The sequence below is a fragment of the Paenibacillus konkukensis genome (assembly GCF_023523925.1).
In the GTDB taxonomy this organism is placed as follows: Bacteria; Bacillota; Bacilli; order Paenibacillales; family NBRC-103111; genus Paenibacillus_S; species Paenibacillus_S doosanensis.
This window is the reverse complement of the sequence record NZ_CP027059.1, coordinates 6,415,262-6,433,737: the sequence shown is the minus strand read 5'-3', so window position 1 is coordinate 6,433,737 and position 18,476 is coordinate 6,415,262. Positions and strand designations below refer to the sequence as shown.

General features: G+C 56.7%; 11 protein-coding genes. All 11 read right to left on the bottom strand.

Annotated elements, in window-relative coordinates; all coding sequences use genetic code 11:
- Positions 1-196 precede the first annotated feature (196 nt).
- The 11 genes from SK3146_RS27945 to SK3146_RS27900 all read right to left on the bottom strand — a co-directional run bounded on the left by SK3146_RS27945 (position 197) and on the right by SK3146_RS27900 (position 18,470).
- Complete coding sequence (locus SK3146_RS27945; RefSeq protein ID WP_249861844.1) at positions 197-5,848, bottom strand: S-layer homology domain-containing protein; 5,652 nt, start codon at positions 5,846-5,848, stop codon at positions 197-199.
- Positions 5,849-6,157: 309 nt separating this feature from the next.
- Complete coding sequence (locus SK3146_RS27940; protein ID WP_249861843.1) at positions 6,158-7,855, bottom strand: ribulokinase; 1,698 nt, start codon at positions 7,853-7,855, stop codon at positions 6,158-6,160.
- A gap of 22 nt (positions 7,856-7,877) precedes the next feature.
- Positions 7,878-9,671 carry an L-fucose isomerase gene (locus tag SK3146_RS27935; RefSeq protein ID WP_249861842.1) on the bottom strand — a complete coding sequence of 598 codons (1,794 nt, stop codon included), beginning with the start codon at positions 9,669-9,671 and terminating at the stop codon, positions 7,878-7,880.
- Positions 9,672-9,720: 49 nt separating this feature from the next.
- A complete protein-coding gene (locus tag SK3146_RS27930) occupies positions 9,721-10,626 on the bottom strand; it encodes a dihydrodipicolinate synthase family protein (RefSeq protein ID WP_249861841.1) in 906 nt (301 codons plus the stop codon).
- Between the two features lie 64 nt (positions 10,627-10,690).
- The gene (locus SK3146_RS35070) at positions 10,691-10,813 is read right to left on the bottom strand and encodes a hypothetical protein (protein ID WP_283942789.1); all 123 of its coding nucleotides are present in this window, start codon (positions 10,811-10,813) and stop codon (positions 10,691-10,693) included.
- Between the two features lie 18 nt (positions 10,814-10,831).
- Positions 10,832-11,803 (bottom strand): phosphoglycerate dehydrogenase, encoded by a 972-nt coding sequence (locus SK3146_RS27925; protein ID WP_249861840.1) that lies wholly within the window; start codon positions 11,801-11,803, stop codon positions 10,832-10,834.
- Positions 11,803-12,633 carry a carbohydrate ABC transporter permease gene (locus tag SK3146_RS27920; protein ID WP_249861839.1) on the bottom strand — a complete coding sequence of 277 codons (831 nt, stop codon included), beginning with the start codon at positions 12,631-12,633 and terminating at the stop codon, positions 11,803-11,805. Before SK3146_RS27920 ends, SK3146_RS27925 begins: the two co-directional genes overlap by 1 nt.
- Before the next feature lie 12 nt (positions 12,634-12,645).
- Positions 12,646-13,515 (bottom strand): carbohydrate ABC transporter permease, encoded by an 870-nt coding sequence (locus SK3146_RS27915; protein WP_249861838.1) that lies wholly within the window; start codon positions 13,513-13,515, stop codon positions 12,646-12,648.
- A 72-nt stretch (positions 13,516-13,587) separates the two neighbouring features.
- Positions 13,588-14,922: an ABC transporter substrate-binding protein gene (locus tag SK3146_RS27910; protein WP_249861837.1), complete on the bottom strand. Its 1,335-nt coding sequence runs from the start codon at positions 14,920-14,922 to the stop codon at positions 13,588-13,590.
- A gap of 192 nt (positions 14,923-15,114) precedes the next feature.
- The gene (locus tag SK3146_RS27905) at positions 15,115-16,755 is read right to left on the bottom strand and encodes a response regulator (RefSeq protein ID WP_249861836.1); all 1,641 of its coding nucleotides are present in this window, start codon (positions 16,753-16,755) and stop codon (positions 15,115-15,117) included.
- An 8-nt stretch (positions 16,756-16,763) separates the two neighbouring features.
- Positions 16,764-18,470, bottom strand: a complete 1,707-nt coding sequence (locus SK3146_RS27900) for a sensor histidine kinase (RefSeq protein ID WP_249861835.1) — start codon at positions 18,468-18,470, stop codon at positions 16,764-16,766.
- Positions 18,471-18,476 lie beyond the last annotated feature (6 nt).

Here is an 18,476-nt window from a genome sequence, read left to right as displayed (position 1 = left end):
TCATTCTTTTTTCATTATACACGAAAGGGAGGAAGAGGGCAGCATCTTCATGCAATCGGCTCCACTGCCTGCCGCAAGATCCGGCGACAAAGTCGAACGCCGACGCTTTGCCAGATGAGGTCCCTGTTACGCAATATAGGGAAGGCCGTCCCTTGCGGGCGGCCATCCCTTATAGGGCGCAAGGCGCCCCTTTCGTTTATTGAAGCTCCAGCATACGTATGATCACCGTTACCGCTTCCGCTCTCGTAGCGATATCGCCCGGGGCGAAGCGTCCGGCTTGTTTGCCCTGCATGATGCCTGCGGAAACCGCATAGGAGACGGAGGCTGCCGCCCAGTCCGGTATCTCGTTTCCGTCGGCAAAGGACATCGGGGCTGCGGCCGGTTCGCCGTCCCGCTTGAGCGCTCGCGCCAGCATCGTAATCATCTCGGCGCGGTTGATCTCCTTGCCGGGACGCAGCGTACCGTCTTCGTAGCCTTGAATAATGCCGGCCTGAACCGCTGCCCCGATTTCGGGCAAAGCCCAATCCGGTATGTCCGTTTGATCCGCAAACTCCGCCTTGGCGTCAGCCGACGTCACCTTTAACGCCCGAACCAGCAGGACGGCGAACTGCAGTCTCGTCATCGGTTCATCCGGCTTGAAGCTGCCGTCCGGGTAGCCGTTAACGATGCCCAGCCCGGACGCCTTGGCGATCGCGGATTCCGCCCAATGTCCGGCTGTATCGGAGAAGAGCGGACGCTCTGCGGGAGCCGACGCTCCCGGAGCAGGCGGGAGCGGAGACGTCGTGCCGGGAGCGGTTGTGCCCGGTTCAGACGGTACGGCCGGCGTTACTTCCGCCGGTGCGGGAGCCGATCCCGATGAGCCGGAACGGTGCCGGACGATAACGGTCGATCCGTTGTCGCCCGGTTGGCTGGGAGGGGCGCTTCCCTTATGCACGGCGATCGTATACGTCTTGCTTGTTCCCGAAGGCAGAGCTACTTCAATCGTGATGATCCCGCCGCCTTGTCCGACCGTTACCGTGCAGGATTGCCCGCTTGCCACCGTCTGTGGGCTTGCTCCGTCCACGCTGACGGTAATTTGCGAACCGCTTGTCAAGGCCGAGGGCATAATCGTAAGCAGACTCTCATTGTACGGCATCGTCGCGTTGTACGCGGTCGTGTTCGAATCGAAGCTCGGAGTCATCTCCTCGACCGGGGAAAGCGACAAGCTGCCGAGTCCCGCTTCCCCGGAAGGCGCCTGATCCCCGGTTACAGTTACCGCGGCTCTGGCGTTATACTGCTTGTAGGTGGCGACGACAACAGTCGCGCCTTGCGATACCCCGGTCAACCGCCCTTGGGAATCTACATCTGCGATCTGCGGGTTTTCCGTATGGAAGGAGGCGCCCGTCAGCAGGCGGGAGCTTCCCTGATAGACGGCGTAAACGACCGTAGACTGGGTGCCGTTAACCTTCAGGCTGTACGCATTGTCCGCGAATCGAAGCTCGTCGATCGGTTCGTCCGTCGGCGGGGAAGAAGGCTCTCCCCCCTGCCCGCGCTGTACGGCAATGGTGTACGATTTGCTTTTTCCCGATGGAAGTGACACCTGCACGACAAGAACCGTGCCTCCCTCGGCAATGGCGATGGCGCCGCTCGGCTGGCCGCTGGCGACCTGGACCGGCCCGGCTCCGTCCGCGGTTACCGTAATCAGGGAACCGCCGGTTATTGCGGTCGGAATGACCTTCAGGCTGCCTTGCTCGGCCGGAACCGTCATTTGATAAGAAGTGACGTCCTCGTTAAAGGCGGGAACAAGCCCTCCCTCCGGATCGAAGGAAAGCGCGCTTAACCCCGCTTCCCCTTCTTCTTGCGTCTTGCCCGCGTCAGGCCCTACGTCGGCCGGGGTCAGCGGCCTGTTCGTAGGGGCGATCTGGCGGTCGTACTCGTCCGCTCCGGCATCCGGCATGTTATAGCGGGTTTGCCCGTCCATATCCTCCTGAGGAAGGTACGGAGCCTTCGCCGCATCGATGGCCGGGCTGCTTGCCGACAGCCGGATCAGGCCGTCCGCGCTGCGCACGAGCTGCAGCGGCTTCTTCTCGATCGCGCTCGCCGGTACCCGGGCGGCATTGGAGATATTGGTCGGATTCGCCGTACCCTCTACCAGGTTGCCGACATAGATTTGGCGTTCGTTCTCCGGCGCGTTCTGCGCGGCGGAGGTTTCGTTGAACATGACGCCCGCATTGCTGTAGACGACGTTATTGTAAACCTTCGTGCCTACCGGCTGATAGTTTCTTCCTCCGATGCTGAAGCTGGACGTGCTGTTGCCTACGTTGACCAGCGTATTGTTGAAAACTTCCACATTATACTGCCGCCAGTGGCCGCGGAGAATTTCCGTCTGCTTGTCCGCCGGCAGATCGCGCAGCTTGGCCGTCTGCTCCGTCGTTCCTTCGAGCCATTTGACCGTCGGGTTCGTGCTGCCGTCCGGACCGGCATCTTCGGTGCCTCCGTCGAGTCGGATCACATTGGTCGTCAGACCTTCCATATAGTTGTTGTAAATTTTGTGATCGTTGCCGTAAATACGGAAGCCGCTGAAGCCCGGCGTTTTCCCGTCGCCGAAAATGAAATTGCCGTAGAAGCTGTTGCGGTGCCCGTGACGGGCTACGATGCCCCCGTAGGAGTTGCGGACGGTGTTGTAGCGGATGACGTTATCGCTGCTTTTCACCGATACGATTTCGTCTTCTCCGTTCAGCCCGTCGAACAAATTATGTTGAATGGTCACATGGCCCGACGCAAGCGACAAGCCGGACAAACCGAGTCGGATCGCTTCAAGCCCGTTCGTTACGCGCGGACCGATATCATGGAAGTAATTGTACTCGATGACGTCGTATTGCGAAACGTTGTAGCCTTCCTTCCCGTCGTATATAACCGTAGCGCCGAACCCTTTCTTCGGTCCGATATCGTTATAGGCGATCCGGTTATGACTGCCGATCCCCTCGACGCGGATGAAATGGCGGTTCGTGCCGTTATCGGTTTGCAGAGAAGAATTCGTGAACGGCGTATCGCCGGTGTACACGGGCCTGTCGGCATCATAATGATCTCCGCCGATCCGGCAGCTTCCCTCGATATTGACCAAGCACCATACGGAACCGATCTCATCGGAAGCGGTGAACCGGTAAGGCTGCCCTGTCTCGTCGAGAGCGAATTTGTTGCGCAGCACCGAAATATTGCTTGAATTGTACAGTTCAATCCCGGGATGAACCTGCGCGTGCGGAAGCTGCGCTTTCGGCACGGTAGCGGATGACGGGTCCTCTCCCTTTATCCCCGCCGCCAGATCCTTGTCGATCCCACGATAATCGAGGCCGGGCATACCGATCCCGTTGTTGAACACAAGGCCGGATACTTCGACATAGCTTGAATTTTCAATATGAAGATAGCTGTTTCCTTTAATAATAGCGCCGCCCTGCTCTTCCGCAGTAATCCGGATCGGGAGTGCGGCCGTGCCCTGCTTGTCCTTAATGACGAACGGACCGTTTTGCTCGTAAGAGCCGCTCTTCAGCCTGATTTCAATTCCCGGCCTGGCTTGATCCAGAGCCGTCTGCAATTGCTCTGCCGTGCTTACGGGAATGACGTCAAGCACAGGCGGCGGTCCTTCCGGAACATCGCCCGCTTGGGGAGGTCCCGTAGGCTCCTCCGGCTCTACGATGACGGGAGGCGTCCCCGTGTACAGAGCCACCTCCGTCAAGCTGTTCCAGTTGCCCGAGCTGCCGGAAGCGGTGTTGCCGTAGCCGACGAAGCGCAAATAGCGGGCGGTTGACGGCTTCGACAGCACATAAGGCTGCAGCACGCTGTCTGTCGCTTGCAGCGAGCGGCTTTTTCGCTTCTCCAGCAGGACGGTGCTTGAAGCGAAATCAGGATCGTTCGACTCCAGGATTTCAAAGGTAGATAAGCGTTCCGCCGCATTCAGAAACGCGATTTGCACGTAGGTAACCGGCTGAGGCTGCCCCAAATCGAACTGAAGCCATTGCCCCTGCCCCGATGCCGACCAGCGGCTCTCCGGGTCCTCCCAATTGCCGTCCACCACATTGGCGGGCACATAATTCGTGTTCGGCTGATAGGAGCTCGCCGTCACCGAGCCTGCGTTCAGCTCGATCCGGCCGTCCTCGGCCACCGCAAGCTTACGTATAATATCCACCGTATAGACGTTGATGGAGTCACCGCTCGACAATGTGAGCTTCAGCCTGTTTACTCCCGGCACAAGCGGCACGCGATCCGGGTCTGCAACCGGCGCGTCGGCCTGCAAGTAATTCGTGAGCGTCAGCTTCAGGTCAACGCCGCCGCCCGCTTGCGCAGCGATCTTAACTTGATCCGCTCCTTCCGGAACCAAAGCTTCATATCCGTTCATCTTGCCCGGATCAAAGCCGCCAAGCGCGTTCTCCGCGCCGTTCCAAATCTCCAGCTTCGTCAATTGGACGTCAGGCAGCTTTTCCGCAAAGGTAAAATACGAGCCGCTGGCGAGCGCCGCATCGGCTACATAATAAGGAGCACCATGAATCGTCGCCGCCGTCATCGGCGTTGCCGAAGCGCTGCCGAAATCGGTGCCGCCGCTCGTCAACAGCACGCCGCCGAGCGGGATCAAGTCCGCCGGGACAGCTACCTGAACCGTGCCTACACCGCCGGTTTGCTGCACTTTCCAGATGCGGGACAGCCGTTTATAATCGGTTCCGTACGGAACTCCGTCGTCTTGACTGTCATTATCGCCCCACATCAAATACTGCTTGTCCGCCAGAGGCTGCTTGGCCGTAACTAGGATCTGACGATTCTGGTCCTTCTGGCTGCTGCGGCCTTGCGTCTGCTGCAGCGCACCGACCTCGTCCGCGCCTATCCCGGCAATATGATTGCCGTAACCGGCATTCGCCGCGGCGTTCCACACGATCTGCGGAGAAGGGCCGGCGGACAAGTAATCGCCTTCCTTCAGCGTCAAGCCGAACTTGATCGCCAGGTATGTATCCACCTGCCGCTTCTGCACGGCTGTAAGCGGATTCGTAAACAGAATCAGCTCGCCCATATTGCCTTCGTAGCCCGAGCCTCCGCCTGCCGCAGAGCCGATTGACGCCGCAGCGCCGCCTTTGCCGGTCATCGGAGCGCGGGTTTGCGTCCCTGTCGCCTCCTGCTTTCCGTCGCGGGTAATCGATTGGTAAACGTTCGATCCCACCGTCTCGGGATAGGCGTCGAAATGAAGCCCCCATACGCTGTAATCGTTCAGAATGTCAATATTGGATGTTTGCAAGCGAGTAGAGCCGCTATCTCCAACGTCCCACGTAACATACCCCACATCGGGTGTCGCCTTAGGCGTAAGAGGAATGTATGCTCCAAGACTGCCGACTGCCAGCGGTTGGTTGAAGATCGAGGAAGTTCCCATCTTCGGCAAACCGCCGGTCACCGTAAACAGGCTGGCGTTGTTCACCTTCTCCCCATCGGCGAACACGCCGTCGACGTCCTGCAAAATACTTCCGTTGCTGCTGCGGGTAAATCTCACGGTAGGCTGAAAATTCAGGCTGTCGTTCTCCGCCACATATTTCGGCTTGGTCCGGGATGCAAGGGCGTCGACCGTGCCGTCATTAATGAAATCGTTCCCGTTCGGGCTGCTGTCCTTCCATCGGTTCACGGAATCGCCCGCCAATTCGACGCTATTCGCATCCGCTTTCAGCCACAGCCGTAAGCCCGCAGAATCTACGCCGCCCGGAGTCCCGGCAGCTGCGGCGCGGACCGCCGAAGGTGCGGCAGGCATGCCGCCGAGCATCAGCGCCAGAGTAAGCCCGATATAAACCGCTTTGGACAAGCCTTTCTTATTCATCTTCCCCTTCAAATTCAGTGTCACCTCTCCCTTGCATTTTTGCGCTTCAAGCCCTTCTATCCACTAGATTAAAGCGCTTGCAACAATACAACAATAGAGTCGGTCCCTATACCCTATATTTATAACGGAAGAACGGGGAGAGGGAAATCACCAAAACATGAACACGGCATGAAATTCACTCACTGTATATCATTAATTTATAAAATGAATCATCATTTTCGGGCTTTGCGCAAAAAAATCCGCAACAAACAGCCCGCTCCGGTCGGGCAGGGGAACGAAAACGGCTTCGGTTCCCCACCCGGTCAGGCGGACAGATTGATTACGGATATCGGTTTATATTTTGTCGTCTGCAAGCTGTCGGCGGCTCGTCTCCAGCTTGACCGCAAGAAGCTCTTTCATCACTTCGCATCCTCCCCGGCCGAACAAGTCGTGAAGCTGAACATAGGACCGGTACAGTCTGTCGTATACCTCGCCGCGCTCCGCATCCGGGACAAAATACTCATCGCGCACGCGAGCCATATGACGAGCCGCCTCGGCTATGTCCGAATAGCCACCGTGACCGGGGCCGGCCGCGACCGCGCCGAACATCGCCGCTCCCAGCGCGGTGGTTTGCTCTGAAGCGGCTACCTTGATCGTACGGCCGGTCACATCGGCATAAATCTGCATCAGCAGCCGGTTGCGCTTCGGCAATCCTCCGCAAGCGAGCAGTTCCTTCACTTCAACCCCCGCCCGCTCAAGCGTCTCGATAATTTTGCGGGTGCCGAATGCGGTCGCCTCCAGCAGCGCCCGGTATATTTCCTCCGGTTTCGTCTGAAGCGTAAGTCCGACGATCAGACCGCTTAAGTCGGCGTCCACGAGCACCGAGCGGTTGCCGTTCCACCAGTCAAGCGCGAGCAGACCGTGCTGACCGGGCCTGAGCTGCGCAGCGCGCCGCTCCAGCCAATCGTGTACGCCTATTCCCTCGCTTTCGGCAAGCCCGGTTACGTAAGCGGGAGCCTGATGCTCCACGAACCATCCGAAGATGTCTCCGACCGCCGGCTGCCCCGCCTCGTAACCGTATAATCCCGGTATAATCCCGTCCTCGACCACGCCGCTGACACCGTCAGCATAAATCTTTTTATCGCTGATCAGCATATGGCATAGCGATGTCCCCATCGCCATCACCATTTGGCCGGAATGCACCGCTCCGACGCCGGCCACGCCCGCATGAGCGTCAATAATGCCGACGGCGACCGCCGTCCCCGCAGCCAGTCCGAGCTCGGCAGCCAGCCCCTCCGTCAATTCCCCGGCTCTCTCCCCGAGCGGCAGCACTTCGCCGCGCAGCTTATCTATAGCGAAACGCTCCAGCCGGGGATCGAGCGCGCGGAGGAACGCCTCCCCCGGGTAGCCGTCCTCTTTGCTCCAGAACGCTTTATATCCCGCGCAGCAGCCGCTGCGCACCGGCCTGCCCGCCAATTGGCCGACAACCCAATCGGCCGCTTCCATAAAGCGGTCCGCCGCATCATAAACATGAGGCGCTTCGCTTAGCACCTGCCAGGCTTTGGCTAACATCCACTCGGACGAACTTTTCCCCCCGTATCTGGATAGGAAGGGCTCGCCGCGGCGCCGAGCCGTCTCATTGATGCGGTTCGCCTGCTCTTGCGCGGCATGATGCTTCCATAGCTTGACGTAGGCATGCGGCTCATCGCGGAAAGCGTCATGATAACATAGAGGGACGCCGTTGCGATCGATCGGAAGCATCGTGCATGCCGTAAAATCAATGCCGATCCCAATGACGCGGGCAGGGTGTATTCCAGATATTTCCATAACGGCCGGAACCGATTTTCTTAGAACCGCCATGTAGTCTTCAGGATGCTGCAGCGCCCAGTTGGCCCCCAAAGCTCTGCCCGACCCGGGCAGCCTTTCATCCATGACCCCATGGGGATACGGCGTAATATGGGAGGCCAGCTCTTCGCCGTTATGAATGTCGACCAGAACGGCGCGCCCCGACTCGGTTCCGAAATCAATGCCTAACGCGTATCGCTTATCCATGCGCCTCATCTCCCCTTCCGGCTTAACGGTACAAAGGACCGAAGGCTTGGCAGGCGCGATAATCGGCACCGGTCGGGTCGTTCGCGCCGAAGGCCGGCCATACGCTCGGCCGAAGCAGCCGGTCTTCGTCGACGTTATGCATGCCGACCGGAATGCGCAGCATCGAGGCGAGCGTAATCAGCTCGCTGCCGATATGACCGTAGCTGACCGCACAATGGTTCGAGCCCCAATGATTCATGACGGAATACACGTCTTTGAAGGCGCCGCTGCCGGTCAATCTGGGCACGAACCAGGTGGTCGGCCAGGTCGGGTCGGAACGCTCGTCCAGCACCCGGTGAATGTCCACCGGCAGCTCGACCGTAGAGCCTTCGGCCAGCTGCAGCACAGGCCCGATGCCTTTGATCAGATTCACTCTGGCCATCGTTACCGGCATTCCTCCGCGGGTCGTAAAGTCCGTCGAATAGCCCCCTCCGCGGAAAAAGTCGATCGCCGGACGCCACTGCGTCGCGGCCAGACAGCGGCTTACTTCCTCATCCGTAATTTCCCAGAACGGCTTCATCGCCGGCTTGCCGCCGATCGTCTGCTCGCCGGTGCCGTCGAGCGCTGCGGGGCCGGAATTGATCAGGTGGATGACGCCGCCGGAAGCGGCGCCGCTCAGCTCTTGGCCGGTCGCACGTTTCACGGCTTCCGGGCTCCAATACGTCCGCACGTCGGCGAAAATTTGCGCGCTGTTCGTCAGCAAATGGCCAAGCAGCATCGTTACGGCGTTCAGATTGTCGTTCTCCGTCGCCATGATCAGCGGCTCTCGGGTACCGTTCCAATCGAAGGAGCTTGACAGAATGGCCTCCATGAAGTCGCCGGTCGGAAAGTGATCCGTCCAGGCGCGCTGTCCCTGAAAGCCTGCGGCGATGGCATTATGTCCGAGCGCTTCCTCTTCGTAGCCCATCTCGGCCAGCTTCGGATTGCCGATCATCAGATCGCGCCCGATCAAAGCCATCTTCACGACCGATTCCCAATCCTTCTCCTTCTGCTCCGCCGTCCGCCGCAGGCTCGGAGGGTTGACGTCCTCGCCGGTCCGGCAGTGTTCCTTCACCCAGGCAAGCGCGCGCGCATACTCGTCCCGATCGTAAATCCCCCGCTCCATACGGCGGACGAACTCCGTCATGTCTACATATTCATTGCGCATGCCCAAATAATTTTGGAAGAACGCTTCATCGACGATGCAGCCGGCGATTCCCATCGACACGCCGCCGAGGGACAAATACGATTTCCCCCGCATGGCGGCTACGGCCAGCCCCGCTTGGGCGAACTGCAGCAGCTTCTCCTGCACGTCGGAAGGAATGGAGCCATCTCCCATATCCTGAACGTCCTTGCCGTAAATACCGAATGCCGGCAGCCCTTTCTGGTTATGGGCCGCCAAGGCCGCGGCCAGGTAGACAGCGCCGGGACGCTCCGTGCCGTTGAAGCCCCAAATCGCCTTCGGCATATGCGGATCGGTATCGATCGTTTCCAGCGGATAGCACCACGACGGGGTAACTGAAATCGTCACGCCGACCCCTTCCCTGCGGAAATGCTCCGCCGTTCTCGCCGCCTCGGCGGCGCCTCCGATCGTCGTTTCGGCGATGACGCATTCCACCGGCATGCCGTTCGGATGACGCAGACGCCCGCTTAACAATTGCGCGCATGCCTGCGCCATCTTCATCGTCGGCTCTTCAAGCGACTCGCGGATTCCTCCCCGGCGGCCGTCGATAATAGGCCGTATTCCGATCTTGGGCAAGGAGCCCTGCCAACTATTTGCTCTAACCGATTGTTCCATCTTCGTCCTCCCGCTGGATGATCTGCTTTGTAATCGTGAATGATGCTTTCTATAACAGCGTTTGCGCTTGCCGGTCAAGCTCGCTTAACACTTCCCGCAGCCGGTTGATTTCGTCCGCCGGAATATCCAGCTGAGGGGCTTTCATCACGCCCGCGTCGATTCCTCTTATGCGAAGCGCTTCTTTGAAATAGGACATATTGGCGCCGCTCTTGAGCGCTTCGCAGTATTGGGTAGCGAGCCTTTGCAGCTTTCTCGCTTTCTCTATGTCGTTATTCCGGAAAGCTTCGTACACCGCAACGAAAGGCTCCGGATAGACGCAGGAAACGCCGGAGACGACCCCCTCGCAGCCCATGGCCAGCGCCGGCAAGAAGAGACGGTCGGCTCCCGGCACGACCGAGAACTCTCCCTCATTCACCGTCAAATATTCGTTAACCCGCAAAAAATCGGGGAAGCTGTATTTGAGGCCGATCACATTGCCGCATTGACGGGCGATGCTTTGCGCAAGCTGCGGCGATATATCGTTGGCGGCGCATTGCGGTATGCTGTACAGATACACCGGGAAGCTCTCCGGTACGCTGCGCGCTACCTTCACGTAATAAGCTTCCAGCTCGCGGTCGTTCGCGCCGAAGAAGACCGGCGTGACGACGCCGATTCCATCCGCGCCGATGTCATAGGCATGCTGGGCCAAAGCAATCGTATCCTCTTCGCTCATCGAACCTGCATGGATATATACGGTCACGCGGCCTGCAGCCTGCTTAACGACCGTTTCGGCCACCGCCTTCCGTTCCTCGACGGACAAGCGGAGCATTTCCCCTGTCGTACCGAGCGGGTATAGGCAGTGAACCCCTTTGGAAATGAGAAATTCCGTCAAATTCGCTACCAGATCGAGCCTTACTCCTCCCGCCTCGTCGAACGGGGTAACCATTGCTGTCGTAACTCCATACAAGTGTTTCATTGAATTAGTCCATCTCCTTAAGAAGTGTGGTAATTTCGTCGTGTCCTGCGGTCGATAGAAGTTTCTACTCTCCCGGCACCTCCGACACCTTATGCGTCAGCAGCGCCTCCCCCTCGACCGGAAGCGCATCGACCTGCGCGACTACATCCATGTTGATACTGCCTACTAAGATGACTTTGGGATTCATCCGATCTTCCTCTTCTTCTCAGACTTTGACCTTCAGCAGATGAAGCGGCTCCTTGCCGGCAAACACATCCAGGATCGCCTGCGCCGTGACCAAGCCTACTTTATGATACGTTTCGAACGTTTCCGCCGCCGTGTGCGGTGTCGATACCAGATTATCCAATTGGAACAGCGGATTATCGGCGGATACCGGTTCCTTCTCGTATACGTCGATGGCCGCTCCCGCAATGACGCGGCCGGACAAGGCCCGATACAGCGCCGTTTCATCGACAAGCGCCCCTCTCGCCGTATTGATGAAGTAAGCGCTGGGCTTCATCATGGCGAACTGCTCGTCGCTCATCATATGATGCGTTTCCGGCAAGCTAGGAAGATGCATGCTGACAATATCGCTTGTCCTCAGCACTTCATCGCTGTGAACGAGCTCCACGCCGAGCTCGCGCGCTTTATCCGCATTCGGATATTTGTCGTAAGCGATAAGCCGCACGTCGAAGCCTTGCAGCTTGCGGGCGACCATCTGCGCAATATTGCCGAAACCGAGCAGACCGACGGTTTTGCCGATCAGTTCCGCGCCGACGAACCGGTCCCAGAACCCGCGCCGGGCCGACTGATGCAGCGAAGGAATATTCCTCATGACGGAGAGAATCAGCCCTGCCGTCAGCTCCGCTACGGCGTTGGCGTTTCCGGCCGGCACATTCGTCACTTTGATCCCGCAGCGCTGCGCCCCGGCCAGATCGATGTTGTCGACCCCAACGCCAAACCGGGCTATCGCTTGCAGCCGGGGCGCGAGCCGGAATACGTCCTCATTCCACGTATCCACGCCAGCCACAACGCCGTCGATCTCATGCACGACCTCCTTCAGCTCTTCAAAGGTAAACGGGCGTCCCTTGTCGTTTTCTATCACTTCGACGCCGTGGCTTTCCAGCAGCTGCTTCGCTTCCGAGCAGAGCGCCGAGTAATTGGTTGCCGTAACGAGCACTTTTTTTCCTGTGAACATTATTTAACTCCTCCAACCGTCATCCCGCTGACCATAAATTTGGATGTAAACAGGTACATAATAATTACGGGGATCGATGCCAGTATAGAACCGCCCATCAGCGGCCCCCAGGCGAATACGTCCCCCACGATCATATCGGATAACCCAAGCGTGATCGTCTTGTCGGCGCTTTTGGTCACAACGACCAGCGCATACAGGTATTCGCTCCAGCACAGCGTGAAGGCAAATATAAACGTAGCCGCTATCCCCGGCGCCGATAAAGGAAAAATAATGCTCAGCATCGTCCGAAGCCGGGTGCAGCCGTCGATCATCGCCGCTTCTTCGATCTCCACCGGAATCGATTTGAAATACGAAATCAGCATCCAGGTGGCGTACGGAATCGTGATCGTCGGATAAATGAGCATCAAGCCGTAGATGGAATCGTTGAGGCCGATCCCCGAGACGAGCATATACAGCGGAATAAACAATACCGCCCGTGGCATCAAATAAGCGTACAAAATGCCTTTGGATACGATGCCTCTCCCCCGAAAACGCAGCTTCGAGATCGCATAAGCGGCCAGCATGCTGACTGCGATGGACAGCAAGGAGACGATCAGCGACACCCAAAAGCTGTTTTTCACATTGGCGAGAAAGTTTTTCTCGGACACCAGCTTCTCATAAGCGCTCCAGCCGAAATGCTTCGGCCAAAACGACGGCGTCATATTATAAATTTCAGCCTGCGATTTAAACGACGTATTCAGCATCCAGTAGAGCGGAAATAACGCGAAGATCAGCAGGACGAGCAATACGGCATAGACAATAATCTGCTTGCTAACGGATGTCTTTTCCATGCAACCATTCACCTACTCTTTCGATAGCGAGCGCTTCGTGACGATATTAATGAGCATAATGAGAGGAGGCATCGTCAGGATCGCAATCGCAATGGCCTTGCCCAGGTTCATATTCAAGAAACCGATCGTATAGCTGAGCGTGGACAATACCTGCGTGCCGTTGGAAGGACCGCCTCGCGTCAACAGCCAGATGATTTCAAAGTCGTTCAGCGTCCAGATCGTCGTCATGACGGCCGCCAGCACCGTAACCTCTTTGACCGAAGGCAGCGTCATATAAATAAATCGCTTGACCGCACCGGCGCCGTCCAGCATGGCCGCCTCGTACATTTCCTTCGATACCGTCTGCAGACCCGCCAGAATGGCGATGCCCATAAACGGAATTCCTCTCCATACGTTAACCAATATGACGGAGAACATCGCGAGGTCGGGGGCTGCGAGCCATCCCACCGGGCCGCCAATCAAGCCGGTCTTCATCAATATAAAGTTAAGCACTCCGCCTACGTCCGAATAAATCCACTGCCACGTAAACACCGACACGATCGTCGGAATCGTCCAGGGCAGAAACAGCAGAACCCGGAACACGTTGCGGAATACGATCTTTTCGTTCAGCACCAAAGCCATCGCCATGCCGAATACGGTTTTGCCGATCACCGCGACGACCGTAAACACCACAGTGTTCCAAACAGCCTTCCAAAATATAGATTCCTGAAGCAGATCCGTATAGTTTTTCAATCCGATGAATGCCGCCGGAACGCCGACGGTTTTGTTGGTGAAGCTTAAATATACCGCCCAGCCGAAAGGAAGAACCATGACGGCCAGCAGATAAATCAGCACCGGGCTCATGAGCGCGTAGGCAAGCCTGTTGTCCTCGTTCGTTTTCAATCCGCATCCCGCCTTACTTATGGAGCCTCGGTACGGCCGGCGGCCCGCTGCGGCCGCACCGAAGTCTGTTTATTATTTTTTGTTGTACGTTTCTTCGATCTTCGCCTGCAAATCTTTGACCGCCGCTTCCGGGGTGTAGCCGGATTCGAGCAGCAGCTTCTGGAACGCGTCGTTGACCAGACGGAGGTTGAACACTTCGCCCGCCTTCGGGTTATATTCGCCGGGATAACCGAGGAAGTAGAAGCCTTTGACCGATTCGACGAACGCTTTGTTCTTCTCGTCCTGCCACACCGGCTCGCTCATCAGCTTGCTGTAAACCGGCCCGGTGAGCGGAGCTCCTTTTTCGATCCAGGTCTTGTACCAGTCGGTCGCCAGCATGTAAGCAACGAACTTTTTGGCCAGTTCTTTGTTCTTGGAATCTTTGAAAATGCCTAGGTTATTGCTGATGCCGGGAATGAACGTTCCTTTCGGTCCCGCCGGATAAGGGGCGATCCCCGTATTGGCGTACAGCTCCGGATTATCGTTCTTGATCGTACCGAGCAAGCTTCCGACGTTGAAGATCATGGCCGATTGACCGCTCAGGTAGGACTTGTTATTGCCGCTGTCATCCCAGCCGACCGAGCTCGGCGGCGTACTCTTGTCCGTCAGGAACAGGTCGCGGATAAACTTCGTCGCTTCCACCGTTTCCGGCGAATTGGCGATGACCGTCTTGCCGTCCTTCGTATCGAGCGATCCGCCATAGGACCAGATGATGCCGCGCGTCAGAAACTCCGCGTCCGAGTTGCCTTTGCCGTAGCCCAGGCCCGCTCCGTATATTCCTTTGCTCGCATCGGTCAGCGCCTTGGCCATCGTTCTGAACTCGTCCCATGTTTTGGGAGGATGATCGAAGCCGGCTTTTTGCAGCATATCTTTGCGGTAGTACAGCACCTGCGTTTCCGTCCAAAACGGAACCGCATACTGCTTGCCCTGGAACGTGATCGCTTTCTTCATGCTCTCCTGGATTTCGCTGTTGCCGCCTTCGACGGTTTTCACTAAATCGCTTACGTCCTCCAGCACGTTTTTCGCATAAAACTGGCCGACTTCCTGATAACCGAAGAACGATACGTCCGGCGTCGTGGACGACTCGATCGCCGCCGACCATTTCGGGTAAAAATCTTCATAGGCGATCAGCTCGATATTCACATTGACGTTATTCTCCGTGCCAAACTGCTTGGCGCGCTCTTGAATCAGCTTATTCTGATCGTCGAACAGCTGTTTTTTCATCCAGAACGTTAACGTTTCCTTCGGCTTCGCACCGGATGCCCCGCTTTCCTTGGCATCCCCGTTCGTGCTTCCCCCGCTGCTGCACCCGGCAGCCACAGATGCCAGCAGCAGCATTGCCGCCGTTTTCGATACCCATTTGTTCATTCGTTAGACCTCCCTGAAGCTTGTCAAGTTATCTCTTACACTATTTATTGTAAGGAATCGGGGAGCCTCTTGATATGAGAAGGTTTTAACTTAAGGGATACAATCTTAACAAGTTCTCCGGCCCGCTGCCGGCAAAAAAACCAAAAAAATACAGCCCGCCTTATAGGGCGAGCTGCGAGATTCGATCGCTTGTCAACCGTCTTCATCAAGCTTGGACCGATATTCCTGCGGTGTAAGCGAGTAATATTTTTTAAATACTTTGTTAAAATAATTCGGATTCTGGTAGCCCAGCTTCAGCGCGATTTCATAGTTTTTGACCGAGCGGTCGGCCAGCATGACGGCGGCCATTTCCATTTTTAACCGCAAAATATAGTCGCTCAAATTTTCGCCGGTTTCCAGTTTGTAAATTCTGGAAATATGTACCGGATGCATATACATGTAATCGGCCACAGCTTGCAGCGACACATCCTCGGTCAAATGCCTGCGGATATATTGCTTGATTTTCTCGACGGTATGCTCGCGATCGTTTTTCGTTTCGTTTTCCATGCTCTGCTTCATGAGCCGGAACGCCTGGAAGGTCCATTCCTCCAACGCTTTGAGGGATCGGCATGCCGCGAGACCGGCTACGTCGGATAGACCCGGGCCGATCATACCGGCCAATTCGCGCCCGTTCTTATGGGCGAGTGAACTGAACGATGCATAAATGGAGAAGAAGACCTCGACCAGATGCTCGGATGAGTCGGCCCACTTCGCGCGCAATTCCTGGAATACGGACTGCAGCTTCTCCTCGGCGAGCGTCCAGCTGGCCGATTCGAGCAAATGAACGAGCAAAGGCGGCTCGTAGAGCCTTAGCAGCGAATGAACGGGCTGCTGCTCCAGCGCCTCGGATACATAGATCAGCAGGCCGCTTTGGCTGCCGATGCGCCTGCGGAGCGAGTACAGACTGTCTTGGTACAGCTTGGGAACATCCTGCGGGAACCGCCCCCACTTGCCGATCAATACCGATACCGTTCCTTTCAAGTAATGATTGACGCTCAGCTGCAGCTGGGAGGCGAGCTGCTGCAGCTGCTGGTCGGCGTTTTCCGAGTCGGCCGCTTCCTCGATCTTGCCTTCCTTCAACGTCACCAGAAACACGAGGAAACCGTGAATATCCTTGCAAGGCCACAGCCGGAAACCGTCCTCGAATATTTCCCCAGCCATGTTGACGACAGCATATTCCATCAGGGATAAATTATACAAATCAAGCTCCGACAGCTTGCCTTCCATGCGTACGAGCATGAGGGCGAATTCCGCGCCGAGGCGCATGTTCACCTTCAGCAGCTCCATCTTCTCCTGCAGACGGCGCGGAGCGAGCTCAAGCCCTTGAAGCAGCTCGTTCAACAGCTCGCCTCTCAGCTTCGGAAGGCTTTCTTCGAACGCCTGCGCGACAAGCTGGTAGGTGAGCAGCTCCTCCCGCTCTTTTTGCAGCAGCTCCGCAAGGGCCTTCACTTTGCCGAGGATCATTTCGTCGCTGACCGGCTTGAGCAAATACTCATAGGTATTATGGCGGATCGCCTGCCGGGCGTAGTCGAACTCCGCATGTCCCGACAGCAGGATGCATTTGATTTTTTTCCAGCTGCGATGCGCCTTAGCGAGCAGCTCCAGGCCGCTCATGCCGGGCATATGAATATCGGTGATCAGTATATCGATCGTATTGGTCTTCAATATTTCCAGCGCTTCATAGCCGGAATACGCCTTGAACACGGAGGTCACCCCTACCGTCTGCCACGGCAGCGTATCGGACAGACTGTCCACAACCGCGGACTCGTCGTCAACGATTAATAATTGGAACATGCCGCCTCTCACCTTTCCTTATGCGTATTTTGCCGGTCCTCCCATGCCATAACGACACGGAATCCGTCCATTGGTGACGGGGAGAAGCTCAGGCCCGAACGCCCTTCGTACATTTGGGACAGCCTCTGGTGTATATTCCACAGACCGCACCCGGTATCTTCGCCCATCGGCATCGTCATTTCCTTCTGCAGCCGGCACATGCCTTCCTCGGTAATCCCCGATCCGTTGTCGTCCACGATGATGCGGTGGAGCCCGTCCCGGCTCTCTCCGGAAATGGCAATCAGTCCGAACGCCGGACTATTCTCGATTCCGTGCACGATCGCATTCTCGACAAGAGGCTGCAGCACGAGCCTCGGAATGGTCAAATCCAGCATAGCTTCCGGTATGTCGATTTCGTAGTGGAACCGCTCCATGCGCAGGTTTTGGATGATCAAATAATTTTCGACCAGCTTCAGCTCTTCCCTGAGCTTGGTCATCTGCTTCTCCGTGCGGGTCGCATAACGGTAATACTCGCCTAAATTCAAAGCCATGGCGGCTACGGCCTCCTTCTCGCCGAGATTCGCCATGCTTTTTATATAGAATAAGCAATTATACAAAAAATGAGGATTAATTTGCGCTTGCAGCTGCTTCAAGGTCGCCTCCTTGGAACGAAGCGTTTCTTTATACACCTTTTCAATCAAGTCTTGAATCTGCTCCGCCATCTCGTTAAAGCTGTTGAACAGGAAGTCGAATTCATTGTTCGGCTGCTTCTTCAGCCTCGCGGAATATTGACCGTCTTTAATTCTTTGCACGCCGCGTATAAGCAGCCGGATCGGGATTTGCACATGGCGGTAGAGCAGCAGCGTAACCAGAATGCTCAGCAGCAGCAGCAGTCCGGCGATCACGTAAAATAAATTGCGGCTGACTGTAATAGGCGAATATATTTTCTCCAGCGGGACGTAATCGACGAGATACCAGCCCAAGCTCTCCGAGCGGATATAATTGACGACATATTGCTCGCCGTTTAGAGTAATCGTTCGGCTGGCCGCTTTCTCCAGCGGCGTCCGCTCCAATTGGTCGATGACGCCCTTGACCAGCGGCAGATTGGCCGATCGGCTAGTGAGCGGCTCCTGCCCCCTCTGGTACAGAAAAGGATCGGTGTCTCCCCCTTGCTTGAGCAGGTTCAGCATGTTTTCGATATTGTCGTCGGCAAAGCGAACTTCAACGAGTAAATTCGGCTTGTCCGATTCGCTGATTCGGGAGAAGAAGGTCTGGTTGTCCAGCGCGCGATGCGACCACTTCCTGAACTCCGAGCCTCGAAGGTAGGATTCGCTATACGCCACGGAATAGTCGGTCGAGATGATTTCGCGGGAATCGGTCATGTATAGAATCAGCTGATTGTTCCAGCTGCTGGTAGCGATCTGCATATTGAGCATCTCCGAAATCCGCTGCTGCCTCTGCACCTGAACGATCGGGGAACTGTGGCTGCGGCCGTTCAAGTATTCCGTTATGCTGTAATCTTTGCTGGCGACGACGGAATACCGGCTCAGCTGCTCGATCATCGATTCCATCTGGCTCATAAAAAAAGAAAGACGGTTGCGGTTTCCGTCCTCCACCGTCTGCTTTACGACGTCGACACTGACTTGATGGGAGTATCCGTATAATACGATGATGGGAACAAGCAGGCTGACAATGAGCGTAATCACTTTTCCGAAGGTGTTCATATTTATGCGCATACGCGT